This is a genomic window from Schaalia sp. lx-260 (genome assembly GCF_021083645.1).
In the GTDB taxonomy this organism is placed as follows: Bacteria; Actinomycetota; Actinomycetes; order Actinomycetales; family Actinomycetaceae; genus Pauljensenia.
Genome location: NZ_JAJNRQ010000003.1, coordinates 169,912 through 195,843 on the forward strand (window position 1 = coordinate 169,912; position 25,932 = coordinate 195,843).

At 48.2% G+C, this 25,932-nt stretch carries 22 protein-coding genes; 15 read left to right on the forward strand and 7 right to left on the reverse strand.

Going from position 1 to position 25,932, the window contains the following annotated elements; translation table 11 throughout:
* Window positions 1–139 precede the first annotated feature (139 nt).
* From LRP57_RS04760 to LRP57_RS04780, 5 genes are read left to right on the forward strand one after another with little or no spacing between them, the layout of a single operon-like run.
* The gene (locus LRP57_RS04760) at window positions 140–1,357 is read left to right on the forward strand and encodes a glycerophosphoryl diester phosphodiesterase membrane domain-containing protein (protein WP_231205392.1); all 1,218 of its coding nucleotides are present in this window, start codon (window positions 140–142) and stop codon (window positions 1,355–1,357) included.
* Window positions 1,358–1,359: 2 nt separating this feature from the next.
* Window positions 1,360–2,001, forward strand: a complete 642-nt coding sequence (locus LRP57_RS04765) for a DUF4129 domain-containing protein (RefSeq protein ID WP_231205393.1) — start codon at window positions 1,360–1,362, stop codon at window positions 1,999–2,001.
* Window positions 1,998–3,140 (forward strand): DUF4350 domain-containing protein, encoded by a 1,143-nt coding sequence (locus tag LRP57_RS04770; protein WP_231205394.1) that lies wholly within the window; start codon window positions 1,998–2,000, stop codon window positions 3,138–3,140. Before LRP57_RS04765 ends, LRP57_RS04770 begins: the two co-directional genes overlap by 4 nt.
* The gene (locus LRP57_RS04775) at window positions 3,133–4,224 is read left to right on the forward strand and encodes an AAA family ATPase (RefSeq protein WP_231205395.1); all 1,092 of its coding nucleotides are present in this window, start codon (window positions 3,133–3,135) and stop codon (window positions 4,222–4,224) included. The genes LRP57_RS04770 and LRP57_RS04775 overlap by 8 nt, the downstream gene beginning before the upstream one ends.
* A complete protein-coding gene (locus tag LRP57_RS04780; protein ID WP_231205396.1) occupies window positions 4,224–5,618 on the forward strand; it encodes a DUF58 domain-containing protein in 1,395 nt (464 codons plus the stop codon). Before LRP57_RS04775 ends, LRP57_RS04780 begins: the two co-directional genes overlap by 1 nt.
* Before the next feature lie 32 nt (window positions 5,619–5,650).
* Here the strand turns inward: LRP57_RS04780 and LRP57_RS04785 are convergent, their stop codons facing one another.
* A complete protein-coding gene (locus LRP57_RS04785) occupies window positions 5,651–6,643 on the reverse strand; it encodes a stage II sporulation protein M (protein ID WP_231205397.1) in 993 nt (330 codons plus the stop codon).
* A gap of 18 nt (window positions 6,644–6,661) precedes the next feature.
* Between LRP57_RS04785 and LRP57_RS04790 the strand changes: the two genes are divergently transcribed.
* On the forward strand, window positions 6,662–7,510 hold the full coding sequence (locus tag LRP57_RS04790) for an RDD family protein (RefSeq protein ID WP_231205398.1): 849 nt from the start codon (window positions 6,662–6,664) through the stop codon (window positions 7,508–7,510).
* Here LRP57_RS04790 and LRP57_RS04795 read toward each other — a convergent pair.
* Window positions 7,497–8,027 carry a DUF3499 domain-containing protein gene (locus LRP57_RS04795; protein ID WP_231205399.1) on the reverse strand — a complete coding sequence of 177 codons (531 nt, stop codon included), beginning with the start codon at window positions 8,025–8,027 and terminating at the stop codon, window positions 7,497–7,499. The two genes, LRP57_RS04790 and LRP57_RS04795, sit on opposite strands and share 14 nt — an antisense overlap.
* A 49-nt stretch (window positions 8,028–8,076) precedes the next feature.
* Here LRP57_RS04795 and LRP57_RS04800 point away from each other — a divergent pair, with 49 nt between their 5' ends.
* Window positions 8,077–8,499, forward strand: a complete 423-nt coding sequence (locus LRP57_RS04800; protein ID WP_231205400.1) for a metallopeptidase family protein — start codon at window positions 8,077–8,079, stop codon at window positions 8,497–8,499.
* A gap of 193 nt (window positions 8,500–8,692) precedes the next feature.
* On the opposite strand, the gene LRP57_RS04805 is transcribed toward LRP57_RS04800, so the two are convergent.
* The gene (locus LRP57_RS04805; protein ID WP_331274740.1) at window positions 8,693–8,989 is read right to left on the reverse strand and encodes a WhiB family transcriptional regulator; all 297 of its coding nucleotides are present in this window, start codon (window positions 8,987–8,989) and stop codon (window positions 8,693–8,695) included.
* 268 nt (window positions 8,990–9,257) lie between these two features.
* On the opposite strand from LRP57_RS04805, the gene LRP57_RS04810 reads away from it, so the two are divergent.
* Window positions 9,258–10,079: a hypothetical protein gene (locus LRP57_RS04810; protein ID WP_231205401.1), complete on the forward strand. Its 822-nt coding sequence runs from the start codon at window positions 9,258–9,260 to the stop codon at window positions 10,077–10,079.
* A gap of 52 nt (window positions 10,080–10,131) precedes the next feature.
* Here LRP57_RS04810 and glf read toward each other — a convergent pair whose 3' ends face one another.
* Entirely contained in the window at window positions 10,132–11,292 is a 1,161-nt protein-coding gene (glf, locus tag LRP57_RS04815; protein WP_231205402.1) for a UDP-galactopyranose mutase, read from the reverse strand.
* Between the two features lie 248 nt (window positions 11,293–11,540).
* Window positions 11,541–12,548, reverse strand: a complete 1,008-nt coding sequence (rfbB, locus tag LRP57_RS04820; protein WP_231205403.1) for a dTDP-glucose 4,6-dehydratase — start codon at window positions 12,546–12,548, stop codon at window positions 11,541–11,543.
* 140 nt (window positions 12,549–12,688) lie between these two features.
* Here rfbB and LRP57_RS08275 point away from each other — a divergent pair, with 140 nt between their 5' ends.
* The 3 genes from LRP57_RS08275 to LRP57_RS04845 all read left to right on the forward strand — a co-directional run bounded on the left by LRP57_RS08275 (window position 12,689) and on the right by LRP57_RS04845 (window position 18,930).
* Complete coding sequence (locus tag LRP57_RS08275) at window positions 12,689–16,006, forward strand: N-acetylmuramoyl-L-alanine amidase (RefSeq protein WP_269213849.1); 3,318 nt, start codon at window positions 12,689–12,691, stop codon at window positions 16,004–16,006.
* Window positions 16,007–16,063: 57 nt separating this feature from the next.
* Window positions 16,064–16,927 (forward strand): glucose-1-phosphate thymidylyltransferase RfbA, encoded by an 864-nt coding sequence (gene rfbA / locus LRP57_RS04840; RefSeq protein WP_231205404.1) that lies wholly within the window; start codon window positions 16,064–16,066, stop codon window positions 16,925–16,927.
* A gap of 182 nt (window positions 16,928–17,109) precedes the next feature.
* Window positions 17,110–18,930: a phosphotransferase gene (locus tag LRP57_RS04845; protein WP_231205405.1), complete on the forward strand. Its 1,821-nt coding sequence runs from the start codon at window positions 17,110–17,112 to the stop codon at window positions 18,928–18,930.
* Between the two features lie 76 nt (window positions 18,931–19,006).
* Here LRP57_RS04845 and LRP57_RS04850 read toward each other — a convergent pair whose 3' ends face one another.
* Complete coding sequence (locus LRP57_RS04850; protein ID WP_231205406.1) at window positions 19,007–20,080, reverse strand: acyltransferase family protein; 1,074 nt, start codon at window positions 20,078–20,080, stop codon at window positions 19,007–19,009.
* Window positions 20,081–20,389: 309 nt separating this feature from the next.
* Window positions 20,390–21,829 carry a sugar nucleotide-binding protein gene (locus LRP57_RS04855; RefSeq protein ID WP_231205407.1) on the reverse strand — a complete coding sequence of 480 codons (1,440 nt, stop codon included), beginning with the start codon at window positions 21,827–21,829 and terminating at the stop codon, window positions 20,390–20,392.
* 221 nt (window positions 21,830–22,050) lie between these two features.
* Here LRP57_RS04855 and LRP57_RS04860 point away from each other — a divergent pair, with 221 nt between their 5' ends.
* From LRP57_RS04860 to LRP57_RS04875, 4 genes are all read left to right on the forward strand, one after another.
* Window positions 22,051–22,725 (forward strand): glycosyltransferase family 2 protein, encoded by a 675-nt coding sequence (locus LRP57_RS04860; RefSeq protein WP_231205408.1) that lies wholly within the window; start codon window positions 22,051–22,053, stop codon window positions 22,723–22,725.
* Between the two features lie 2 nt (window positions 22,726–22,727).
* Window positions 22,728–23,132: a DUF2304 domain-containing protein gene (locus tag LRP57_RS04865; protein WP_231205409.1), complete on the forward strand. Its 405-nt coding sequence runs from the start codon at window positions 22,728–22,730 to the stop codon at window positions 23,130–23,132.
* Between the two features lie 71 nt (window positions 23,133–23,203).
* Window positions 23,204–24,502, forward strand: coding sequence for an LCP family protein (locus LRP57_RS04870; protein ID WP_231205410.1), 1,299 nt, complete (start codon window positions 23,204–23,206; stop codon window positions 24,500–24,502).
* A 1-nt stretch (window position 24,503) separates the two neighbouring features.
* Window positions 24,504–25,928 carry an LCP family protein gene (locus tag LRP57_RS04875; RefSeq protein ID WP_231205411.1) on the forward strand — a complete coding sequence of 475 codons (1,425 nt, stop codon included), beginning with the start codon at window positions 24,504–24,506 and terminating at the stop codon, window positions 25,926–25,928.
* The last annotated feature ends 4 nt before the right edge of the window (window positions 25,929–25,932 follow it).

The window sequence follows — 25,932 nt, forward strand, 5'->3', positions numbered from 1 at the left end:
CAGATCATCGGCGCCCTTCCCCACAGAAGTATCAATACACACCCCTGATGCTCCACACAGGCAATAAGACACAGCAAGACATGTTCACTTTTGTTGATTATTCTGTGAATAGCAACGCAAGATACTGAGGGAGATACTCATGACGGACCCGAACATCCCTGAAAATCCTTGGAAAAATCCTCATTCTGTACCTCCTGAGCCATCTATGACTTCTCCCGAATCCCCAAAGTTTCAAGGATTTACTGCTCCGGCAGCACCACAAAACTCTCCTGCTGCCGAATATGGAAGCACAGCACAACCTCAGTGGGGCACATCAGAGCAGACTCCCCCACCACATGACCCATCCCAGTCTTTACCAGAACAGGCAGGCCCTTGGTCAACGGCCCCCCAAGATCAACAATGGGCGGGCGCTCAATCCTGGGTTCAGGCAGCACGCCCAGGAATCATACCGCTACGACCACTCAATATTGCTGAACTTTTTGAAGGAACTTTCAGGGCAATACGATCAAATCCAGTGGTGATGTTCGGTTTCTCTGTCGCTATCATGGCGGTTCTTGCCTTCCTCAACGCATTTTTAAATTACTGGTTTTTCGGTTCTTTCCTGAACTACCTAGAAAATCCCACCGGTAGCGTTGATGACATGCTCACAGAAGTAGCAGCAGGTTTTTCGCACCTTATTGTTGGTGGGATTGGAGTGCAATTCCTGACCTTTATTGCTACCAGTGTTCTTCAAGGCATACTGGCTATGTCTGTCAGTGAGGCTGTTCTTGGGCGTCTGATCACTTTCGGGGAAGCATGGGATCGTATGCGTCCACATGTGGTTTCAATTTTAGGTGCAACCTTTATGGTGTCCCTTATTTCAGGAATCCCTGTGGCCTTCATGGTCCTGATCCTTGTTATATGCATTTTCATTGGACAATTTGAAATATGGATATCCGTACTCATCGGTATTATCGGGGTCATTACGCTCTTGCTGTTTATGCTTTTCTTAGCCATGCGCTTGATCTACACTCCAACGATCGTGGCTATCGAAGGACAAAAAGTTTTCCCCGCTTTGAAACGCTCATGGGAACTCACACGCGGCGCTTTTTGGGCCACACTGGGCCGCTACGTGCTTATCACTTTAGCGATCGCAGCAGCAAGTGGTGTTATTTCAACCGTTATCAGCACATTCGGCGCACTTCTGATGATTGTGATGCCCCCAGCCATAGCGATGGTCGTCCTCAATTTCATCAGCACTTTACTTACTGCCATTGTTATTCCGCTGACAGCTGCATACATCACACTCATGTATCTTGATCGTCGTATGCGCATTGAAGGGCTCGCCACACGACTTGCACAGGCTGCGAGTATGTAACCATGTGGCTACCGTATGAGGAACCAACCCCTGACCAAGACGAAGCGCAACGCTGGGTAAGTGAAGAACTTTCCCGTCCTGAATATGGAACCGAGCTCAACCCTCTTACTCGTTTCATTCGATGGCTTCTCAAAGCCCTCAGTGACGGCTTTTTCCAAGGAACATGGCATCCACCGATTTCTCTTGTGCTTCTCTTAGTTTTCTTTGTTTTCCTCATTGTCCTCATTGTTGTCATTGTCATTAATCCAATACGTGTAAAGAAAAAGCACATATCATCCACTGTTTTTGGTGACGAAAAACTAACCATCGACGAAGCCCGTGCTCATTTGGCTGCCGCTGAAAATTCGCAAGAATGGAATGAAGCCTACATATGGGCTTTCCGGTTAATGGTTCTTACACTGGCTCAAGATCATCACATTCATGACGGTCCCGGTGTCACAGCACGTGAAGTTGCCCTCGCATTAACTACAGCTACACCTCAACACAGTGATGCTCTTAATCATGCGGCTAAGCTTTTTGACGCTGTGCGTTACGGTGACGAAAATGCGCAAAATACTGACGTCACCCTTCTTATCCAACTCACACAAAATATTTACGCAAATATTCGCGCTTCTTATACCGCTCAAGATGGTGAACGACCATGACACGAAAAAGCGCGATACTCCTCGCACCAACACCACGAGTACTGTGGAAGAAAATCCGACAAATACTTACCGTTATCACAATTACCCTATGCGCAGGTATCATCACATTCTTCTACACCGCAGATTCTTTTGATAAAACTCCTTTGTCCCCTGACAATCCCGGACCACAAGGAGCACGCGCCCTCGTACAAGTCTTACGTGAACACGGTGTGAAAGTACATGTCGCATCTTCTGCCCGTGACGCTTTAGTACACGCTCAAAAAGATCACACAATCTTGGTAGTTCCCCACCCGTGGAAAATGCCTCATGAAATTTCTGAAGCATTCGCTGAACTTCCTTCAATGACGTACATAGGTCTACAACAAATGTACGATCCTCCTTTTCCTGGTGTCACCGTATATCCAAGCCGTTCAACAGCCTCAGAATTTCACGCTTCGTGCGATCTACCTGCTGCACAACGTGCACGCACACTCTCATCCAGCACCTATGGTGTTCAGCTGAGCGACCCAAACTGGATAGGCTGTTTCCCTTTGGAAGAAGACGTGTATACCTATGCTGAAGGCACACTTCAAGGGAAATGGCGTGCTCTTTTCAGCGATTCATCCATCGTTACCAATCAAAAGATAGCCGAACACGGAAATGCTTCCTTAGCGATCAGCACTCTTGGCCGCACCGGATCTATAGTCTGGTACACACCTTCCCCCGCAGATACTCTGGATGAGTTACCTGATTTAACCCCGCCTTTCCTTATCCCCATGCTCTTTTTACTTGGCGTAGCCCTTCTTGCCTATGGATGCGCGCGCGGACAACGATTAGGTAGGCTCGTCTGCGAAGATATTCCCACCCCGGTTCCGAGCGCCGAAACAGTTATTGGACGCGCTCGATTACTAAAACAGTCCGGCGATTATGGCTATGCTGCTCATCTTCTCCGAGTGAAAACTGCTGAAAAACTCGCTTCTTCACTTGGCATAGCTCATTGCGCTGCTCCTGAAGAACTCCACGCAGCTCTCACTCGACAAGGTATTGATGAACACCTCACATATCACTTATTGTGGGGTAAAGCACCTGAAACTGAAAAAGAATTCCTTGCCCTTGCTCATTCTCTCAACGAATTAGAAGAAAGTATTTCTCATGACTGACCAGCCTTTTACCCCCACCCCTCAGGATAATTCCAGTGTGTTGAATACTGCTTCTTCTCTCAGCCCTGCTACTGAACCCGTGCCAACACAGGAAACACCTACCTCATCTGTTTCTCCTGTTCTTACCCCACAAGCGCGGGAAGCACGTGAAGCGTTCTTCCGTTTACGTACACAGATCGCTAAAGCCGTCGTCGGACAAGAAGGCGCTGTCACAGGTCTGGTCATTGCCCTCATTGCAGGTGGACATGCTTTGCTGGAAGGTGTTCCTGGAGTGGCGAAAACCTTGCTTGTGCGCACTATGGCAACAGCGCTCAATGTGAATATGTCTCGTGTGCAATTTACTCCTGACCTCATGCCCGCTGATATCACTGGCTCTATGGTCTGGGATTCGGGGACTTCCTCTTTCACATTTAGGCCGGGGCCTGTATTTACCAATTTGCTTCTTGCAGATGAAATTAACCGTACTCCTCCTAAAACTCAGTCGGCTTTGCTTGAAGCAATGGAAGAACACCAGGTATCCATTGATGGCCACACCCATCCCCTAGATTTTCCTTTCATGGTGATCGCTACACAAAATCCTGTGGAATATGAGGGCACTTATCCGTTACCTGAAGCACAACTTGATCGTTTCCTCGTCAAACTTGATTTGTCGCTACCCAGTCGTGAAGAAGAAATTCACGTACTTGCTCGCCATCAAGAAGGTTTCGACCCGCTTGAGCTAGCAAAAGCAGGTATTGAAGCTGTTGCCTCACCTGAACATATTTTTGCTGCACGTCAAGCAGCTTCACGTATTGAAGTATCGCCCGCAGTTTTGACCTATATGGTGGATCTTGTTCGCGCGACACGTACCTCACCGTCTGTTCGCTTAGGAGTTTCACCGCGTGGAGCAACAGCTTTGCTTCGGACCAGTCGCGTCTGGGCTTTCCTTCAAGGACGTGCCTATGTTACGCCAGATGACGTAAAAGATATGGCTATCAGCACCTTAGCTCACCGCATGAGTGTACGTGCTGAAGCCGATCTTGAAGGGATCAGTGCGCGCACAGTACTTGAAGGACTACTGACAACAGTTGCGGTGCCACGCTAATGGCTTTATCGTGGCGTACCGCAGTCCTTATAGCCTGCGGAATCTTCCTGCTCATATTTTCCCCCACACTTTCAACAGCATGGGGGTGGATCTTCCTGTCACTTACTCTGGCGCTCATTGATGCTGTATGCGCGCTTTCTCCTCGTGAGTTTCGTATAGAACGTCATGTCAATGACAATATACGTGCAGACCAGAGCACAACATGTGACCTGTGGATTGAGAACCCTACTCGTCGCGGCGCAACACTCACTATCCGTGATGCCTGGCCGCCTTCGATGCAGCCAACACCCTCACACCACCATATTCGTTTAGCTGCACATGATCGTGTGCGTGTCACTACTGTGCTCTCTCCCAAACAACGGGGAACACGCCGTTGTGATCGCATCACCATTCGCGTCTGGGGGCCTTTAGGTTTAGCCGCACGCCAAGTCTCTTTATCGGCACCGGCATCTATTGCAGTTCTTCCTGAATTTCGTGCAAGAAAATTACTGCCTTCACGTCTTGCACGCTTACATGAGTTGGAAGGAAGCACAGCTGTTGTTTTACGAGGTCCTGGCACAGAATTTGATTCACTGCGCACCTATGTGCGCGGTGATGATCCGCGCGATATTGATTGGCGAGCCTCAGCTCGTTCACAGGATTTAATAGTTCGCACCTGGCGGCCAGAACGTGATCGGCATGTGGTTATTATTGTTGACTGCGGGCGTTCCGGCGCTCTGTTATTAGGCGCTCCTGAGCATTCTTCTAACGCCGATGCCCTTGATCTCGGTGTCGCACCACGTATGGATGCCAGCATTGAGGCTGCACTTCTTTTAGCGACCCTTGCCGATCGTGCAGGCGACCACGTGCATTTCTTAGCAATGGATCGTTCTGTCCGTGCGCGGGTTGATGGGGTGCAAGGTCCAGCCTTGCTACGCCAGTGTGGCCTATCGTTAGCTGATATCAGTCCTTCGCTGCTCCCAATGGATTGGCAGCGCCTCATCACTGAAGTACGTCGTACAGTGCATCATAAATCCCTTGTGGTTTTGTGCACTGATCTGCCTCCTGCTGGTACAGACCCTCAGCTATACGAAGCTGTCGCTCTTTTAACACGTACTCACACGGTCATTGTGGCCAGCGCTCAAGATCCTACGATCCTTCGCATGGCACAATCACACGATCAGCATAAAAAACACGCTCATACGGCCGATCATTATGAAATGAGTCCAGATACTCCCCCGCCTACCACTGACGTATATGACGTGATTGCAGCTCATGCTGCTTTACGTGAGACACGCGCGGGTGCGCATGAGCTTCAGCGTACAGGAGCTATTGTTATCACTACGGATGCAGGTCTTTTAGCGGCTCACCTATCTGACACGTACCTTGCTTTGAAGAAATCAGGACGTTTGTGATGGTTTTCCAGCGCAAGTAAAACCGAAACCCATTAGCCAGCCGTCACGTAATCGTAGCCCGCGTCTTTTTCAATATCCCCGCTGTAGCCCGCCATATAAGCACGTCGCCCAAGGACGCAGATATACAGAGCTAAGGCAATCACAACGAGGGAACCAGCTGTTATTTTCACAGCATCCGGTAAAGATGAGGGGGTAACAAACCCTTCAAGCATCCCTGAAATGAAGAGGAGGATCACTAAGCCTCCGGCTACCGTCACCATTGTTCGTCCAGCCTGAGCAACCGCTCGCATACGTGTAAGTGAACCTGGAACGATAAGTGCCCAAAAAACACGTAAACCGGCTGCTCCTGAAATAAAAACTGCTGTCAGTTCAGGAAGCCCATGCGGCAAAATGAAACGGAAGAAATGCCACACTCCACCAAATTGGATCACAATGGCAGCCGTTGTCCCAATAGAAGCCGCATTTGCGAAAAGAACTTGAATTGGATAGAAACCTGTGATTCCAGCACCCACGCATTGTAAAGCGATAAAAGCATTGTTAAACCACACAGAAATACCAAATTCTGCGCTTGTATCTTGGCTGTAATATTTGACGAAAGATTTTTGAGCATAGCTTTTCAGAGCTTCTTCAGACCCCAAATATGCAAAGTATGATGGATGCCACAGTATCCAGAGGGCATGTGCGGAGGAAACGAGAAGAAAAACCGTTGTCACCCCCACAATCCACCAACGAATCTGATACAAAGCAGCAGGTAAAATCACGCAAAACCACCGTGAAATCGCTTCTATAGACCCGCCCGATGTACCTGTTAAACGCGCACGTGCTTGCGCAAGATCACGAGATAAACGACGAGTGATATCCGGGTCTGCCATCAAAGTCTTTACTTCAGCCAAATCCGCAGTTCCCTGCTGATATAAGGCAGTCAGTTCCTCGATTTCTTTCCCATTCAAACGACGACGACGCGACAGTTCATGTAACCGTTGCCAGTTCGTGCTGTGAGCAACTTCGAGCGCTTCTATGTTCACTCCGCTAGCGTGTCATATATGATCGATTCTCGCTCAACTAACCGCACTGTGTATCGACGAATACCTGACGAATCTATTGTGACCGGCGCGGCTGTTGAACTCGACATTCATCCGGCTTCTCCGTTAGTGCGTATTGCAGCAACTTTTACTGATATTGGTCTGGGAATACTCGCTTCGATTGTTTTTGTGCGCGTATTCTTTTTTCACCTTGATAATGCCAGTCAATCACTTACACGGACACTATTCATTGCCCTTTTTGTCACGGTCGCCCTCATCATTCCTTTTTGTGTGGAGTTATGTACACGTGGTTCTTCTTTAGGGAAATGGGCTTTCGGTTTGCGCGTGGTACGTGATGATGGCGGCGTTATTACTGCTCGTCATGTCGCTATGCGCACTCTCGTTGGTCTGATGGATGTGTGGATTTCTTTCGGTGCTTTGGCACTCATCAGTGCAATTGTTTCGCCGCGCGGTAAACGTTTGGGAGATTTTGCTGCGGGCACGATTGTGGTTGCTGAACCTGAGTCATATGCGTATCCACCTATTCTTATGCCTCCGGATTTGGCACAATGGGCATCGACTGCTCAAATTCTGCCAATTTCATCTGAGCTTCACCGTGAGGTTTTAGGCTTCTTGCGCACGAATCGGATCTTACAGCCTGCTATGCGTTCACAGGCTGCTGAATCATTGGCTCAACGTGTAAGTACCTCAGTTGCCCCGCTACCACCGCAGGGTACCCATCCTGAACGTTTTCTCGCGGCTGTTCTGGTTGTCTTACGTGATCGGGAGTGTCAGCGCCTCTGGCAGCAAGAAAAGAGTGCTCAGCAACGTCGAGCACACGCAATGCGTACACCTTTTAACGTGTCGTAGTATCGTCGTCTTTTTCTTCAGGGACTATGCGAAATTGATCGCGGCGTTTAGCCCACGGGGATTGCGGATCAAGTGGACTGCGGTGAGCATCTTCGATCTGTGCGCTTTGGTCGGTGCTGTTGCTGCGGGGCTGGGCAAAAGGACCATATTCGATTTCATGAGGCTCAGGTGGTGTTGTACGTGAACGGTGTTCGTGGAGGGAATGTACTGTTGCATTGTTGTGATTATCTGCAGTCGTACGTGGAGATTGTGCTGCTTGGCGTACTGCATTTACAAGAGCCATGAGGTCGTCCTCTGAAGGCTCAGCTGGTTCAAAAGTTGTGTGAAGTCGAACAACTTGCCATCCACGTGGCACGGTGAGATGTTCTGCGTGAAGTTCGCAGAGATCATATGTGTGCGGTTCAGCAGCTGTTGCCAAAGGACCTAAAACCGCCGTTGATTCATGGTAATCGTATGTCAGGGTCGCTACAGACTGACGAGTACACCCTGGTTTGGAACAATGTCGAACCGAAATCACCGAACTACTCTATGCTACTTCATAGATTTCTGAGCGATAGAGTGAGGGGGTGTCCGTAGCATTGCATCGTTCTCCTTTTCGTGATCGTCATGGTCGCGGCCTTCGATATGTGCTTTTTCCTCCTTCAACTCCACGCTGGCGTACACGGCGTGAACATTTTGATGCACTCGTTGCCAGAATCGTCGCAGAACTTACTGAGCGGTGGCCAGCGGTAGGTACCATTGAATTTGCTGTTGAGGATGTTCCTCCTTCGCTTCCTGCGTTTTGGGAGGATTCCACTGTTATTTTGGCGCGTATTTTTCCGGCGGATCGTCGCCGTGGCTTACCTGATCGGATTGTGATTCATCGTCTTCCTGTCCTTCAACGAGTTACTTCCGATCAACTCGCTGTTTTCTTGCGTCGCCTCATCATTGAGCGAATTTCACATATTTTAACTATTCCACCAGATGAGTTAGAAAAAGAACTCTCGTAGGATTTTCCATTCACCGTACTATTGCGCATGCGTGCCGGCCAGCTTATGTGTGCGTTGTGTTTTATCGGCACTGGTACGAGGTTTTCCAGGTGGCTTTCCAAAGAAAAAGTGTGTGCTCGGACCTGCACACACTTTTTATGATCGTATTTTCATGTCACGTATTCGAGCTCAGTGCTCACAGACATGTTGTCTTTCATACTGCTGATCGTCGTATTCGTCGTCTTTCGCGTTCTGACAGACCACCCCAGATACCAAATCGTTCGTCATTAGCGAGGGCGTATTCCAAACACTCTGCACGGACTTCGCATGATTGGCATACTGCTTTTGCTTCGCGGGTTGAGCCACCTTTTTCCGGAAAGAATGCTTCCGGATCTGTTTGAGCGCATAACGCATGCTGCTGCCATGCCAAAGGACCATCGTCGGCTCCAGCCGTCGATGCGTCAAAGGGGTCAGACCATGTAATAGGTCCGTCTCCAAGGATATTCCACACGAGGTTCTCCTCATTGCGATAAGGCCAATATGAGAATTACACGCGTGTCATTCGTTCAAGTCAAGTGGTATGAGGTATTTGAGATATTGTCATCATTATGAGCAACATGCTGCTATAGGAATATTTTTCCTATTTTCGACAAAGTAGCTCCTTTCTTCCCTTCAGAAAAGTGCTGGAAGCCCTCTTAACAGCACAAAATCCCTATTTCATTTGATGGACTCTTATATGCAGAGTCGCTGACTTTCCTCTCGCACGCTAGGCTCTGAGCATGACGTATCTATCTGATCTCACTCATTCTCTTGCGGGACGACTAGGCCCTTCCCTCACTTTCTACGGTCATGATCGCACAGAGCTGGGAGCTCCAGTAGTTGCGCGTTGGCTATCAAAAACAGCGAATGCCTTGGGGGAAGATTTTTCACCTGCACTCTACGGGGATGATCCTGCAGGGCATGTTCTTATAGATCTTGGCTGCACCTGGCAAAACATTATGTGGAGCGCATCTGCCACGCTCTATGGCTGGTCTGTGTATTACCCTGCAACGGTTTTTCGCCCAGAAAATACGCTACGCACAGATAAAGAAGCTGTAGGTAATGTCATGTCGCACATTCCTTTTTTTGCCTCCGAGCACGTGCAACAGGGGCCGCAACAGCATGAGCACATGTACGTACCCGAAGATACGTTCCTTAATATTCGCGTACATTCCGATGAAGAATCGGCACTCAGTTATCCGTTTTCTGGTGAATGGGTACTCCTGCAGTGCATCGATCCTCTAACCTACATGTGGCCTGGGCCGTTGCCTGAGAATTGCTCAGATGCGCTCAGTGAGCTGATGTCACATGCGGATTCTGTTGTTGTCCCGCTCCTGGATACGGCACCTCATATCGAAGATGTACTGAACGGCACTATGTCTCACATACCCTCAGATATTTCACGCGTGCTACTACTGAGCGAAGATCCTTACAATGATATGGCACGAATCGTCAATTGCTGGGCACGGGGAATGTCCGTTGTATTCGTTGATCGCTTTGAATACACCTGCGAGGACGTACAAAGGATTGCCGAATTTGAAAGCGCAACTTTACTCTTGTGAGGTCACGCCTTAAAAGGCGTGAGCCTCCCCTATTTTCAATGTCTGAGCCGTATCAGCGGATGCTGCGGGCATCAAAAATTGGGGCGAGGTCGTTATCGACCATCGTCAGAGCAGAAGCAATAGCCATATGCATATCGAGGTATGCGTAGGTTCCGAGTCGCCCTCCAAAGAAAACATGCTTTTCGTCAGCCATCAGTTCACGGTAAGCGGAAATACGCTGACGATCTTGCGCAGTATTCACCGGGTAGTAGGGTTCGTCACCATGATCGGCGAAACGTGAAAATTCACGTGCAATAATCGTGCGATCGGTGCGATAGTCACGTTCGGGGTGGAAGTGCCGGAATTCAATGATGCGCGTGTAGGGAACATCAAGGTCACCATAGTTCATAACGGGGCAGCCTTGGAAGTCACCAATGTCGAGGACTTCTTTCTCGAAATCAACAGTTCGCCACGATAAATCGCCTGCCGAATAGTCGAAGTATCGGTCAACTGGCCCGGTGTATACGATCGGAATTTGACCGGCAACCGCGGCTTTATTTAAGGGGTGGTTCGGGTCGAAGAAGTCTGTATCTAAAACAACGTCAATACGCTCATCGTCAATCATTCGAGTGAGCCATGCGGTATAGCCGTCCGTTGGGAGGCCTTCGTAGGTATCGTTGAAATAGCGATTGTCGTAGGTGTACCTCACAGGTAAACGGGAGATGATGGAAGCCGGAAGATCGCGAGGATCTGTTTGCCATTGTTTCGCAGTGTAGTTTTTGAAGAATGCTTCAAAGAGGGGGCGGCCGACAAGGGAAATACCTCGTGACTCAAAATCTGTGATGTCTTCGCCGCTTATTTCTGCTGCTTGTTCAGCGATAAGCGCACGAGCTTGTGTCGGAGTTAGGGCACTGTTGAAGAATTGGTTGATAGTCCCCAGATTCACGGGCATGGGGTAAACCACGCCACCGACGGTAGTCCACACTTTATGGGTGTAATTGGTAAATGTCGTGAATTGGTTGACGTATTCCCAGACTCGTTTATTTGATGTGTGGAAAAGATGGGCACCGTAGGTATGGACTTCAATTCCGGTGTCGGGATCAATTTCGGAGTATGCATTTCCGCCAATATGGGGACGACGGTCAACGATCGTTACTTTCAGTCCCCAACGTGAAGCGCATTGTTGTGCGACAGTTAAGCCGAAAAGTCCTGAGCCGACAACTATGAGGTCCATGAGGTTTCCTTCCTATTCAGTCACTCTGTCGCAGTTTCATGTACAACCGTGTACTGCATGTCAGTTGCTCACAACCTACCATGAACTTGTCACGACGCTACGGTGACAAGCGGAGCCATACCTGAATCACTTATTGGCAAATTCGGCGATGTAATAGATGTATAGAGCAAGTGCAGGACTAGCTCGAAGGAGCACTGCTAGGCAATTTTCCTTCATGTAGTCCTGCACTTGAGTGAAGTTTTCAGATTTTATTGTCCTTGAGCAGCATATTTTGCTTCGACAGCTTCTTTTAGTGGCGCCCACCACTGTTCATTATTTCGGTACCATTCGATTGTGTCTGCCAGTCCGGATCGGAAATCTGTGTATTGAGGTTCCCATCCAAGTTCTTCACGGAGTTTCGTTGCATCGATTGCGTAGCGCAGATCATGCCCTGCGCGATCAGCAACATGATCGTAGTCATCTGCTGAATATCCCATGAGTTCGTTCAGGATATGCACAACTTCTTTGTTTTGCGTTTCACCGTCGGCGCCGATGAGGTAGGTTTCGCCTATACGTCCATGATTGAGGATTTCCCACACTGCGGTGTTGTGATCGCGCACATGGATCCAATCACGCACATTTAGCCCTTCTCCGTAGAGTCGAGGGCGGATACCTCGCAGGCGGTTTGTCACCATACGTGGGATGAATTTTTCAATATGTTGGAACGGCCCATAGTTATTGGAGCAGTTTGAGATGGTTGCTTCGACTCCAAATGATCGCACCCATGCGCGAACCATGAGGTCTGAGCCTGCTTTCGTTGAGGAGTAAGGCGATGAGGGATTGTATGGTGTTGTTGGTGTAAATTTTGCAGGATCGTCAAGCTCAAGGTCACCGTAAACTTCATCTGTCGAGATGTGATGGAAACGCACATGGTGTCGGCGCACGGCTTCTAATAGCGTGTAGGTTCCCACCAGATTTGTCATGACAAAGGGAGAAGGGTCATTCAGGGAATTATCGTTGTGTGATTCTGCGGCAAAGTGAACGATTGCGTCAGCTTGTGCGGCCAAGGAATCAATAAGGTCTGCGTCAGTGATGTCGCCTTCGATGATATTTAGACGTGCGTTGTGTTCTGGTTGTGTCACCGTTAAGGAGCCGCGGTTACCTGCGTAGGTAAATTTGTCTAGAACTGTGATATCGACCTCAGGATGATCCTCAAGGAGGGTGTGGACAAAGTTTGCGCCGATGAAACCTGCTCCACCTGTAACAACGATATGCATAAGTAGTACTCCTGCCAGATAAATGCTCTGACTTGATTATGCCGCTTCTGGGCAAAAAACTCCCACGTGACTTTGTGAAATGTTCATGTTATGTTGTATTCACATGTCACATTATCAACATTTGTCACAGGAGTAACATAATGTCTTGGAAAAGACTACTGAGGTTTGCCACACCTACAGTCTTGGTGGCCCTCACTCTGGGCGCTTCCCTTGCATATGCTGCCGATAACGCCCTTGAGGGAAAAACTCCTGTTCGCATACTGCAACTAACCGATGAAGCAGGTAATCCCACTGCAGCAGCCACTGCAGCTTTAGAAACAGTACCCGCCGGAAATGGCGGCGCCTCCCTGCACTACTTCCAACGCGGAGCGTTATCCTCCACAGGCGAAAATGCTCTTGACGCTCCCCACGATGCCGCGATCTTGACCCAGCCACTGGAAGTCCAAGACTTCACAGTTGCGGGCCTAACATGGACTGGACGCGCAGATCTACCTGAAGGCACATCCATCTACATGCGTGTACGTGAAAATGATGACTGGTCCCCGTGGCATGAGGTCGAAGCCGAAGTTGCTTCAGGGCGTGATGACAATGTAGGACACCCCGGAACTGAACCTTTCATCACCGGCACCGCCGACGGAGTCCAAATTCGTGTGACTGGTAATCCAAATAACCTCCCCCCTGAACTTCAGCTCTCCCTCATCCCCGCACAGCCTTCTGGCACCGTCGCTTTGGAAGACCGTGATCTGGAAACCGTTGAGGCACCTGGCACACCCCTCATCGAAGAAGACAGTGATGCAGACATAGAACTTTCCTCACCTGAGGAAGAAAATTCGCAAAACAGCGACACACCCGATCCCACTCTTTCTCACACCACAGCACTATCGGAACGACTCATTGGACGCATCGGCAGTTTAGGAACCTCGGCTGCAGTAACTTCTGCGCGTAGTATTGCCACATCAATACCTGAGTCCTTGTCCTACGGATTTTTCAGTCGCTCACAATGGCAAGCAGACGAATCAGAAATGACATGGCCACGATCTGAGGCCTACGCACCTTTCGTCGTTGTTCACCACACAGCGGGAACAAATAATTACACACGTGACCAAGCTCCCGGAATCGTTCGAGGTATCTACCATTACCACGCGGTCACCTTAGAGTGGGGCGATATCGGTTACAACTTCCTCGTCGATAAATGGGGACGTGCTTACGAAGGACGTTCCGGATCAGCAGCTGCTCGTAACGGCAAAATGGTTGTAGGCGGCCATTCCTATGGTTTTAACACTGGAACCATGGGGATTTCTATGCTCGGCACGTACAGCACCGTTGCTCCTTCGGAAGCAACACTGGACACAGTTGGCAAACTTGCTGGCGCGCATCTACGAGCAGCAGGCGTAGACCCGATGTCTTCCGGTTCTTTTACAGCTCAAGGTAACAGCGGAAAATACACAGCCGGCCAAGTCGCCTACCTCCCACGTATTTCTGGACACCGCGATAACGGAGCTACCGAATGTCCAGGAAATATGGGATATGCAAAACTCGGAGTCATCCGTTCTATTGCCACTTCAGGCTCAAATTCCTCCCCGGCTGGGCAATGGCAGCAGCTCACAAATTCTCGCGGAGGCACATCATGGTATTACGTGCTCAGCACCGGTCAAAAGCACATCGGCTGGCTGCTATCAGAGGGCACATGGTTTTACTTGGGCTCTGACGGCGCAATGGCAACCGGTTGGCAAAAAATCAACAATAAATGGTATTACTTCAATTCCAATGGTGCGATGGCCACCGGTTGGCAAAAAATCGACAGAGTATGGTATTACCTCTCTGATGATGGCGATATGCTCACCGGTTGGCAAAAAATCAACGGAACCTGGTACTACCTTGATTCCAATGGATCAATGGTCACCGGGAAACGTATCATTGACTCAGATCTCTACTACTTCACCGATAGCGGAGCACTAGCCCCACAGGGGTGGCTCAAACTTCAAAACACTTGGTATTGGGTATCCTCCAATGGCGCATTAGCAACCGGTTGGCAAAAAATCAACGGCACCTGGTACTACTTCGACTCCGATAGCACTATGGCAGTTGGAAGGCGTGTCATCAGCGGCAAGATGTACCTTTTCACTGATAGCGGCTCGCAGGCATCCAGTGGTTGGACTCAAGCCAACGGCAAGTGGTACTGGGTATCCTCCAATGGGGAGCTTGTCACCGGTTGGCAAAAAATCAACGGAACCTGGTATTTCTTTGACGTTGATGCCACCATGGTTACCGGCCCGTACATGGTCAATAAAACCACGTATCTTTTTGCCAACAGCGGTGCTCTGAGCGCAGGATGGGTAAAGTATCAAAACGCTTGGTATTTCGCTGATTCCAACGGAGTAGTGACAACCGGTTGGATCAAAGTCGCAGACTACTGGTACTACCTCGAACCTACCGGCATTATGGCCACCGGTTGGAAATCAATAGGAGGATATTGGTTCTTCTTTGATTCCACTGGGGTAATGGCAACCGGTTGGAAGAATATCGGTGGCCTCTGGTATCACTTTGGCTCTAACGGAGGAATGACGACAGGTTGGGCCAAACTTGGAACCTACTGGTATCACTTTGGCTCTAGCGGCGCAATGACAACCGGTTGGATTAAACTCGGGGCCTACTGGTACTACCTTGAACCCAGTGGCGCTATGGCCACCGGCAGCCGAGTTATCAATAACACCACCTACTATTTCGACGAAAATGGGGCGCTCGTTGATTCTGGTTCTGCCGCTCCTGCCAGTGGTTTTAACCCCGCCTTTCTTATATCTGATGCCCAGATGTTTAACGCGCACACAATGTCCACTGGCGCTATCCAACAGTTCTTATCTGAGAAAGGCCGTTCATGTCGTCCAGCTTCTGATGGAACTGCCTGTTTGAAAGATTATCGAATAACGTCATCGACAATGAAGTTCCCCTACTGCGCGTCCTATCAGGGAACTCCTTCTGAAAGTAGCGCGGAAGTCATTTATAAGGCAGCGCAGGCATGTGGGATTAACCCTCAGGTACTGCTCACCATGCTTCAAAAAGAACAAGGCCTACTTACTGCCAGTGGTAATAGCCTAAGCCAGACTAGGTATAGCAAAGCTATGGGGTATGCGTGTCCTGATTCAGCTCCTTGTTCTTCAGCTTATGCTTCATTCCCTTTGCAGGTATATGGAGCAGCCTCACGCCTTGTGCAGTACGGCGAGGAACCTCATAAATTCAATCATGCAGCCGGACGCACTTCATGGGTGGGATATCACCCGAATGCAAGTTGTGGCGGTTCACGGGTCACTATGGCAAATCGTGCAACTGCGGCTTTGTACAACTACACCCCTTACCAGCCTAATGCTGCCGCATTACGTCACTTAAGCGGCACGGGAGATCAGTGTTCAACGTATGGGAATCGTAATTTCTGGCGGCTTTTCAATGAATGGTTTAGCTAGAACCCGATTCAGAGGGCATAATCAAGAGGAGCAGATTTCACGCAAGCAGGAGGCACAATGAAGGGCATCATTCTGGCAGGTGGCTCAGGTACTCGACTTAATCCCATTACTTTAGGAACCTCAAAGCAGCTGGTTCCTGTGTATGACAAACCCATGATTTATTACCCCCTGAGCACGCTGATGCTTGCTGGAATACAGGATGTCCTTGTCATTACAACACCTCATGATGCCCCAGCTTTCCAACGTTTACTGGGTGATGGCTCACAGCTGGGTGTTCATATTACTTACGCTGTTCAAGCAGTTCCTAACGGTCTGGCACAAGCCTTTGTTTTAGGTGCCGATCATATTGGCTGCGAAAGTGCCGCGCTTATTCTCGGGGATAATATTTTCTATGGGCAAGGTATGGGCACTCGCCTGCGCCGACATGTAGATCCGCATGGTGGCGCTGTTTTTGCCTACCATGTGACAAACCCGCAGGAATACGGTGTCGTTGAATTTGACGAGAATTACACTGCGCTTTCAATTGAAGAAAAACCCACAAATCCTAAGTCAAATTACGCTGTGCCTGGTTTGTATTTCTACGATAACGATGTTGTTGACATTGCACGGAATTTACAGCCCTCTGCGCGTGGTGAATATGAAATTACTGATATTAACAAGGCCTACTTACAAGCCGGCACGCTTGCCGTAGAGGTACTCCCCCGCGGAAGTGCGTGGCTTGATACAGGAACTTTTGATTCTTTGGCTGATGCCACTGCTTTTGTGCGCACTATTGAGGCACGTCAAGGTATGAAGATTGGCGCGCCCGAAGAAGTCGCATGGCGTATGGGCTTTATTGACGATGAGGGTTTACGTCAACGCGCCGAACCATTGGTTAAATCCGGTTATGGAGCTTACCTTTTGGGGCTGCTAGACAAATAAAAGGGGAGTTTTCCTATATTTTCCTCGTCAGGAAATGATCTTTTTGAGATTTTATTAGATAACTAGTTGATTATGTGCGCAGCAATATATTGTGTTTTATCCTCGTAATCGTTCACCCGCACCGCTTCCTGCAGTAAAATTGAACATAATTGAGCTGGCATACACACGATTGGTTGATACACATGGATTCGCTCACCCGATCTGAATTTGAGGTTCTTTACGCACTTTCATGCGCTCATATTCCCCTCACCCAGCGGCAACTTCACGAAAAAACACAGATATCGCTGGGACGCATCAACACTGCCGTGCGCATATGCGAACAACGCGGCTACATAGCCAACAAAGTTATTACAGATGCGGGTCGCGCAGCCCTTGCTCCTTATCGTGTCAATAACGCAATTATCATGGCAGCCGGTTTATCCCAACGTTTTGCGCCAATTTCTTATGAGCGACCTAAAGGAACTCTGCGTGTACGCGGTGAAATCCTCATTGAAAGGCAAATTCGTCAACTCATTGAGGCAGGTATCACTGACATCACTATCGTTGTTGGCTATAAAAAAGAGTATTTCTTCTACCTTGCTAAAAAATTTGGCGTGAAACTCGTTATTAATGACGAATACGCGACACGTAATAACAATGGCTCGCTGTGGCGTGTACGCGATCAACTCGCCAACACATATATTTGTTCTTCCGATGATTATTTCACCGAAAATCCTTTTGAATCACACGTCTACCAAGCCTATTATTCAGCTCAATACATTGAGGGCCCCACACAAGAATGGTGTATAACGACAGGCCCTGGCGACAGAATCACCGGAGCAACTATCGGTGGTCACGATTCATGGACAATGCTCGGACATGTGTATTTCGACCGCGAATTCTCACGCACATTCTGTCGTATCCTCGATAAGGTCTATGACTTACCGCGTACCGTGCCACAACTGTGGGAATCCATTTATCTTGACCACATTAAAGATTTGCACATGGTGATACGTCGCTATCCCGCAGGAATGATTAATGAATTTGATTCTGTTGATGAATTACGCAATTTTGATCCGTTATTTATGGAAAATATTGACTCTGAGGTTTTCCATAATATTTCTTCTGTCCTTCATTGCCCTATCAATGATATCCACGATATTTTCCCACTGAAACAAGGGGTTACAAATCTTTCCTGCCATTTTTCCCTCGATGGTAAAGAATACGTGTACCGCCATCCAGGAACAGGAACCAGCAAACTTGTTGATCGACAAGCAGAATTTGAGGCTATGCATCTTGCCGCTGATTTAGGGTTAGATTCAACTTTTATTTCAGGAGATCCAGATTCTGGTTGGAAAATTTCACGTTATATTCCACATACGCGCAATCTTGACCCAGAAAATCCTGAAGAACTAGCTCAAGCAATGCGTATGGCCCGCACCCTACATAACAGCGGTAAAACGCTTTCTCGTTCATTCGATTTTATTTCTGAAAGCTTTTCTTACGAGCGCGTACTAGAACAGCATGGTCCCATTGATTTACCAGAATACGCTGAACTACGTGAAAAAATCCTCCGCCTTAAAACTCAAGCCGATAATGATGATTTCCCTCACGTGCCATGCCATAACGATTTTTATCCACCAAATTTCCTCATTGAAACAGATAACACCATTCATTTAATTGACTGGGAATATGCTGGCATGTCTGATGTGGCCAGTGATTTTGGGACACTAGTTGTGTGTACACGATTGTGCCCCGACAAGGCACAACAAGCTTTACGGTATTACTTTGACCGCATACCTACACACGAAGAAATGCGTCATTTCTGGGCATACGTTGTTTTTGCCGGCTGGTGTTGGTATGTGTGGGCACTAGCAAAAGAAGCCGAAGGAGATGATGTCGGCGAGTGGCTTCTGACCTACTATTCCTACGCGGCAACATATATTGATGACCTACTCGCCTGGTATGAGAACGATAGTTCAGATTTACCTGATTTCCTCACTTCAGACAGTAAAAACTCATAATGTGTAAGGGAGTGCGCAGCTTCAGTCACATCTAAGTCCTCATTGTGAGCATTTTTGATACTCGCGTGCCTACGCATCACATGTGACTGGTGCTGGCAGTAATTTTTCGGCGGCGACGCACCATATTCATCACAGGTTTATCAATGACGTGATAGTTGAAGATACCCCCGCATATTGCAATAAGGGATATAAGTGAGGCATTTACTGCCCAATGCATAGGTGTTGGCCATAAGAATACGAGTGTCTGCTGTAAGGGGAAAGCCCACAAGTAAATGCCGTAAGAAAATTCCCCGTATTTGGCAAAATGAGAAAACTTACGTCGTGTCCCCCACCCTAACCACAGACATGCGTAAGGGAAAGTCACGAGCATCGCAGCGATATCCCAACCGAAGTAGCATAAAACGATCGTTGCGAATATCGACAAAATACCCCATGAGGGACGCAAAATAATTTTGTCACGCCACACCCATAAACACACACCAATATAAAACTCAAGAACGGCGCGTACCACGCTCAGCATATACAGATGAAAGAAAGCAAAATAGACAACTGCGCAAGCGATTACGACGATAATGGTCCATATATAGGATTTCTTCCGAAAAGCCGTTAATCGAAAAATAAGGTAACACAGAATATATGCAGCAAATTCAACCGGTAGTGTCCACAAAGAGCCGTTGACTACTTCAGGATAAGGATTAAATGTAAAAACACCCGGCAAAGTATGAACAGGAATAAGAATGGCGTTGAGTAAATACCGGTAGGTTTCACCATTCGTTAGATAGTCTGTTATTGACAGAGTTGTCAATACCCCACCCCACACGAATGTTGAGAAAAGGACAATAAATATGAGTTGTGGGAAAATTCTTTGACAGCGAGCAATAAAAAATTTACGTGTATCTGGATGGCTTTCACAGCTTTTCGCAATGAGGATGCCACCGTAAAGAAAAAATACAGCAACTGCCATACCACCAAAGCTCAGGCGCTGGTCAGTCCACTGATCCAAAAAAGCCCCTAAACTGTGAGGCCCTTGAGTTAAAGAAAATGAATGCGACCAAATCACTGCGATTGCACTGACAAAGCGAATAAGATCAAGGTTGTTATCGCGTGAGGAAACAACCGTACCGAAACGAATGGCATCTCGCTTATTCATGTCACACCCTCACTTGTAACCTCAATATCGTGTTTTTCACCGATAAAACACGCACATCCGGATTCTCGTCAGCAGATGGTAGCATTTCCAATCCTTGGGAGTCTAACGCATATTCCCTGTTTATTTTTAGTGAACGCAGGTCTTTATGTACACGTTATTTATTCAGGATTCCGGGCAATAACCCAGGATTTTTGAGGCTTTCCTGCACTTTCCTGATGTTATATTCACCTTGTGTACTCACATATGCATAACAGAGGAAATCCTGAGCAGCAAAAACCTACCCTGTAGCACAAGCAGCGAATCTGCCTTTTATTGATTCAAAGCTACTTTCACGTATTCATCCAAACATTCGTGTGCAGGACGCGGCGTGAAACCTACCTTTTTGATTTTCGTTAAATCAAGTAACGAATGTAATGGGCGCGGGGCAATGCCTTCTTTTCCGTGGAAATACTCCTCGGTAGATACAGGTGTCACTGATTGCGGGTCTTTTCCACATAGCTCAAAGACACGCTGAGCAATATCAAACCATGAGGTGACTTCCCCTTCACATGACAGGTTATATGTCCCGTATTCAGGGCGCTGAGAGATCAGGTGGATAATCCCTTCAGCAAGTTCTGACGTAAAAGTAAGACGGCCTACCTGATCGTTGACCACAGCGGGCTTTACTCCCCTTTCAGCAAGGCTCATCATTGTTCGCACAAAGTTCTTTCCCTCGCCAACAACCCAACTGGTTCTTACAAGGTAGTGGCGTGGAGCAGCGCATACTGCCGCGTCTCCGCCAGCTTTTGATTGTCCGTACACTCCCAAGGGGCTTGGGGGCTCATCTTCTGTATGGATACTGTGTTTCCCGTCAAAAACATATTCACTGGACACGTGAACAAGGAGCAGATCATGACGAGCTGCGACACGTGATAAAAGGGCAGGACCTGTCGCATTCGCACGCCAAGCCAAGGGCCGTCCTTCATCAGTTTCAGCAGCATCCACCTGTGTCCAAGCCGCTGCATTAACCACAATGTCATACTCGGACCAGTTCACGTTCGCAAGGGCCTGTTCATCAGATATATCAAAATCTGGTAAATCCACACCGTGAGCCTGATATCCCGCATCCGTTAAACGCTGCATCATCGCTCGTCCCAGTTGCCCATTTGCACCGGTGACGAGTACTCGCTGTCGCCTATTCCTCTGCGCAGGAAAAGGTATGACTGTTTCAAGAGCAGGATGAGCATGATCTTTGTCAGAGATAATCGCGTGTTCCAATGGAATTGGCCATGCAATATTTGCAGTGCGATCACCTAAATGAACATACGTGTACTGAGCCTGCGGTGACCAGTGATCGTTTACAAGGTACGTGTAGGCCGTGTGAGGTTCCAAGGTCTGATAGGCATTTCCTACTCCCCGAGGAACAAAAACCGCAACAGACGGATCAATAATTGTTGTATAAACCGTTCCAAAACTGGGGCCTTCACGCAGATCCACCCATGCGCCGAAAACTTTGCCTGTGGCAACAGAAACGAATTTATCCCACGGCTCAGCATGGATTCCTCGTGTCACACCAATTTCATCATTGAAAGAGATGTTATTCTGCACGGGATGAAAGTCTGGCAAGCCTAGGTCCACCATTTTTTCTCGCTGCCAGTTTTCTTTGAACCATCCACGATTATCACCATGCACTGTTAAATCAATGCGTAAAAATCCGGGAATCGGTGTTTCTTCAATTCCAAGTTCTTTACGTGAGGATAGTTCGCTCATGCGGATCTCTTTCGTCATTCAGGACTATTCAGGACTATGAGTGCCTTACAAGGATAAGAAGTACTACAGCGATACTACGCTACATAGGGCTTTCAGAGGAGGCAGCCTACCTATGTGTTTCATGTGGAATGCCATTCCCCATTAGGCAAGGAAATACACAGACATCACACATATGCGCATAAATAACAACCACACATAGAACAGTGTGAAATACTGGTTTCATGAAGCCTATTCATGACACATGGCTCGTTATCCCGTTGTATAACGAAGAACAAGTAATCGGCGATGTGATACGCGCTGCTCTGCCCACATTTGAACATATTGTGTGCATTGATGATGGTTCCACAGATAAGTCAGGTCAAGCTGCTTTGAATGCCGGTGCCACAGTCATCACGCATCCGATTAATCTTGGCCAAGGGGCAGCCTTACAAACAGGTTTCGATTACCTCACGAAATACACTGATGCCCGTTATGCCGTTACTTTTGATGCGGATGGGCAGCATCGTGTTTCGGATGCTGTTGCTATGCGCGAACGCGCTCTAGCAGATGATCTTGCGATTATTTACGGTTCACGTTTTCTTGAAGGGCAAGTGGATATCAGCCCTTTGAAACGCCTCGTTCTTAAAACGGCTGCCATGGTCACGCGCTGGCAAACAGGCCTGCACCTCACTGATGCGCATAATGGTTTACGTCTACTGCGTATGGATGCTGTCAAACGTATTCACCTACGTCAAAGTCGCATGGCACACGCCAGCGAAATCGTGAATGAACTTGCGCGTACACGTCTGCCGTGGGCTGAAATGCCTGTGCATATTGATTACACAGATTATTCACGTGCGAAAGGCCAGTCTTTACTTAACTCTGTCAATATTCTCGTCGACCTGATTCTGGGGTAATTATGCCAAGCTACTGGTTAATTAAAGCTATCCTCGTCTTAGCTTTATTGATCCTTATTTTTTTCATGCTCAAACCTGTAAAAACAGCGCAACATCAAGCTCTGCGCAGACTTGGCACGTTATTTATTATTGTTTTGGCTGTTTTTGCTGTTCTTTTTCCACATTTCTTAAACCAATTCGCCACTTTGATCGGTGTTGAACGCGGCATCAACCTTTTGGTTTATTTCCTTACTATTGCTTTCTTCGCGCAGATGATGACCTCGTACCGTCGCTCTGTTCAAACCGAACATAAACTCACTCAACTGGCACGCGCAGTTGCCCTCCAGAACGCACAAACCCCACCTGTTGTCCCATCCTCTACTGAGGCATCTGGCTTTTCCTCTGACTCCCCTGGTGGCACACAGTAGAATTCAACACAATTGCAACATGTTCCACAGTCAAATCCCATATTTTCTTTCAACCCTTTAGACTCGTGACGATGACATCTCATACACAACATTCGGATACTGTCCCTGCTGCTCATGCTGCAACTTATCCTTACCGTTTCGGGGTATGGAAAACGATGTGCGCTGCTCTTTTGAGTATTGTTCTGCTTGTCAGCACAACTGTTTTAGGGATCTACCTTGACTTGGCGCGACAAGTATCCGACAGTGCCCTAGATATTTCTGCCTTTGAGAATGTCATGCCTCAAAGTGAACCTGAGGAAGAACCTCCAGGAGATCCTTTTACAGGTCAGGCAGTCAATATCTTGGTTTCTGGCGTTGATTCACGTTACGGTGAAGATCCACGTGCCTATGGGAGTTCTGAGGAACTTTCCACCATTCAATCTGATACGACAATGGTTGTTCACCTATCCGCTGACCGATCACGTATCCAAGTTGTCTCAATTCCTCGCGATCTTATTACAGCAATCCCCAGTTGTACGCGTTCCGATGGCTCACAAACACGGCCCTATGACGGCATGTTTAACTCCGCTTTTACAACAGGAGCGGTCACAGATGACCTCGCAGGCGGTGTTGCCTGCACGAAAGCCACCGTTGAACAATTAACTGGTCTAACAATTGATGCTTTCGTTGTCGTGAATTTTTCTGGCTTCAAATCAATGGTCGATGCTTTAGGTGGCGTGTGGCTTAACCTTGAAGAAGAAGTCTACGATGCTTTATCCGGTTTAAGTTTATCCGCCGGATGCCACAATATTGATTCTACTCAGGCGTTAGCTTATGCCCGCGCTCGATACAATCTTGGTGATGGTTCAGATCTTTCACGAATTGGCCGCCAGCATCAATTAGTTGGCGCTATGTTCAAAACATTGAAGTCTAAGAATTATCTGACAGATTTACCCTCTTTACTCACTTTCTTAAAAGCCACAGTTTCTGCTCTGAAAGTTTCCCAGAATTTAGCCGACATCAACACTGCAGCAGGACTCATGCTTTCCCTGACCTCTTTAGAGCGCAGCGGTCTTCAATTCATCACTATGCCGAATGCTCCTGCGCCTTGGGACCTCAATCGCGTTATAGAAGATCTCCCGCGTGCTCGTCCCGTATGGGAAGCCTTGAAATCTGATTCTGCTTTCCCCATCGGCACGCTTTACCGTGATATTTCAGGTGAAGAAACCATAGTCACTGCCCCTACTCAGGCAACAGAAAATACCGCACCAGATTCAGCAGCACCATCATCTTCCGTTTCAGAAAGTACTCCCACCCCCTCTGAAAATGCCCCAGCCACTGCGCCTGCCGCAGAAACTCAGGTAGCCGATTCTTGCCCTCCCCAGAACTAATATGACCACTCAGCCTCCTTCTTTTTCACCAGATCCTTCACGTAAACGACAGCGCCCACGCAACCCCTCCCTGGAACAGCAAAAAGAGGAAGATTTTTCACCTTCTATTCCACATTCGCTCAAAGAGTCTGATTCTCCCATCAATTCTGAGCTATCAGATCACCAGACTCTCCCTCCATCTTTTAGTCCACGTGTCGATCGTCGTGCTGTACCCGAGCGTCGTTCAATTCGTCATCAGGACACAGGTACTCCCACTTCTGATCATTGTGAATCTTCAGGTTCTCGTTCTACTCCCCTACCTGGTCAAGAAGTACCGCATCGCGTTCAAGCCACTATGCCGCCATCTTTTCAACCTGCGCGGCGCACTCCACTTACTTCCCCTCACCCTCATCCTGCACGTTCAGCCCCGGCTTCCTCCCCGCGTTTTTCAGGTTTTACACCAACAAATAGAGTTTCACCCTCTACGGTCCCTGCACGTTCACCGGGACGTAAACGTCGTCGCTGGCCTGGCTTTTTAGTAGGTGTTTTAGTCACGGCGATACTTATTTTCGTAGGATGGCCTGCTTTTCTCATATGGGATGCAAACGCTCATTTAGAACGAGTTTCTGCGCTTTCTGCCGCCCCTGATACTCCGGGTACTACATGGTTACTTGCTGGTTCAGATTCGCGTGCTGATGGCGCTGTCAGCGACGGAGCCGAAGGGCAACGCTCAGATTCAATTGTTCTGATTCACCAAGCTCCTAACGGGCAAACGTCAATGGTTTCTATTCCACGCGACACCTACGTGGAAATACCTGAGTACGGTTGGTCAAAAATTAATGCCGCTTATTCATACGGCGGCCCTGAACTTTTAGTGCAAACCGTTGAAAAACTCACCACACTCACCGTTGACCATTATGTGGAAATCGGAATGGGCGGCGTAGCGCACATCGTTGATTCACTCGGCGGCATTGAATTATGCATGGATATGGACGTGTCAGATGAGTACTCTCAACTGAATTGGACTGCTGGCTGTCATGTATCTGATGGAACCACGGCACTTGCTTTCTCACGGATGCGTTACGCCGATCCTCTGGGCGATATTGGTCGTACTCAACGGCAACGACAAGTTATTTCACAAACCGTAGCTACTGCCCTTTCACCTTCGACTCTTGTTCATCCTGGGCGCACCCTGTCACTTGAACGGGCAGGTTCAAGCGCTATCACTGTGGATAAAAATGCTTCTGTTCTTGATGTGGCGCGCTTATTACTTGCTTTCAAGAAAGCTCAAAAAGATCAGCTCGTCGGCGCACCACCTATTGCTTCTCTCAATGAACAAACCGCTGCAGGTTCTTCTGTGCTCCTTGTGGATACAACCGCACCGCGCTTTTTTTCTGCAATGCGTACTGGAACTTTGACCGCAGAAGACTTCATTCAAAAATTCTGATTTG

What these genes read in the sequence shown, in the direction of transcription:
- LRP57_RS04855 (WP_231205407.1), bottom strand. Translation starts at nt 21,829, where the DNA reads ATGAGCGAACTATCCTCACGTAAAGAACTTGGAATTGAAGAAACACCG.
- LRP57_RS04845 (WP_231205405.1), top strand. Translation starts at nt 17,110, where the DNA reads ATGGATTCGCTCACCCGATCTGAATTTGAGGTTCTTTACGCACTTTCA.
- LRP57_RS04875 (WP_231205411.1), top strand. Translation starts at nt 24,504, where the DNA reads ATGACCACTCAGCCTCCTTCTTTTTCACCAGATCCTTCACGTAAACGA.
- glf (WP_231205402.1), bottom strand. Translation starts at nt 11,292, where the DNA reads ATGGACCTCATAGTTGTCGGCTCAGGACTTTTCGGCTTAACTGTCGCA.
- LRP57_RS04780 (WP_231205396.1), top strand. Translation starts at nt 4,224, where the DNA reads ATGGCTTTATCGTGGCGTACCGCAGTCCTTATAGCCTGCGGAATCTTC.
- rfbA (WP_231205404.1), top strand. Translation starts at nt 16,064, where the DNA reads ATGAAGGGCATCATTCTGGCAGGTGGCTCAGGTACTCGACTTAATCCC.
- LRP57_RS04850 (WP_231205406.1), bottom strand. Translation starts at nt 20,080, where the DNA reads ATGAATAAGCGAGATGCCATTCGTTTCGGTACGGTTGTTTCCTCACGC.
- LRP57_RS04810 (WP_231205401.1), top strand. Translation starts at nt 9,258, where the DNA reads ATGACGTATCTATCTGATCTCACTCATTCTCTTGCGGGACGACTAGGC.
- LRP57_RS04760 (WP_231205392.1), top strand. Translation starts at nt 140, where the DNA reads ATGACGGACCCGAACATCCCTGAAAATCCTTGGAAAAATCCTCATTCT.
- LRP57_RS04870 (WP_231205410.1), top strand. Translation starts at nt 23,204, where the DNA reads ATGACATCTCATACACAACATTCGGATACTGTCCCTGCTGCTCATGCT.
- LRP57_RS04865 (WP_231205409.1), top strand. Translation starts at nt 22,728, where the DNA reads ATGCCAAGCTACTGGTTAATTAAAGCTATCCTCGTCTTAGCTTTATTG.
- LRP57_RS04790 (WP_231205398.1), top strand. Translation starts at nt 6,662, where the DNA reads ATGATCGATTCTCGCTCAACTAACCGCACTGTGTATCGACGAATACCT.
- LRP57_RS04775 (WP_231205395.1), top strand. Translation starts at nt 3,133, where the DNA reads ATGACTGACCAGCCTTTTACCCCCACCCCTCAGGATAATTCCAGTGTG.
- LRP57_RS08275 (WP_269213849.1), top strand. Translation starts at nt 12,689, where the DNA reads ATGTCTTGGAAAAGACTACTGAGGTTTGCCACACCTACAGTCTTGGTG.
- rfbB (WP_231205403.1), bottom strand. Translation starts at nt 12,548, where the DNA reads ATGCATATCGTTGTTACAGGTGGAGCAGGTTTCATCGGCGCAAACTTT.
- LRP57_RS04765 (WP_231205393.1), top strand. Translation starts at nt 1,360, where the DNA reads ATGTGGCTACCGTATGAGGAACCAACCCCTGACCAAGACGAAGCGCAA.
- LRP57_RS04860 (WP_231205408.1), top strand. Translation starts at nt 22,051, where the DNA reads ATGAAGCCTATTCATGACACATGGCTCGTTATCCCGTTGTATAACGAA.
- LRP57_RS04770 (WP_231205394.1), top strand. Translation starts at nt 1,998, where the DNA reads ATGACACGAAAAAGCGCGATACTCCTCGCACCAACACCACGAGTACTG.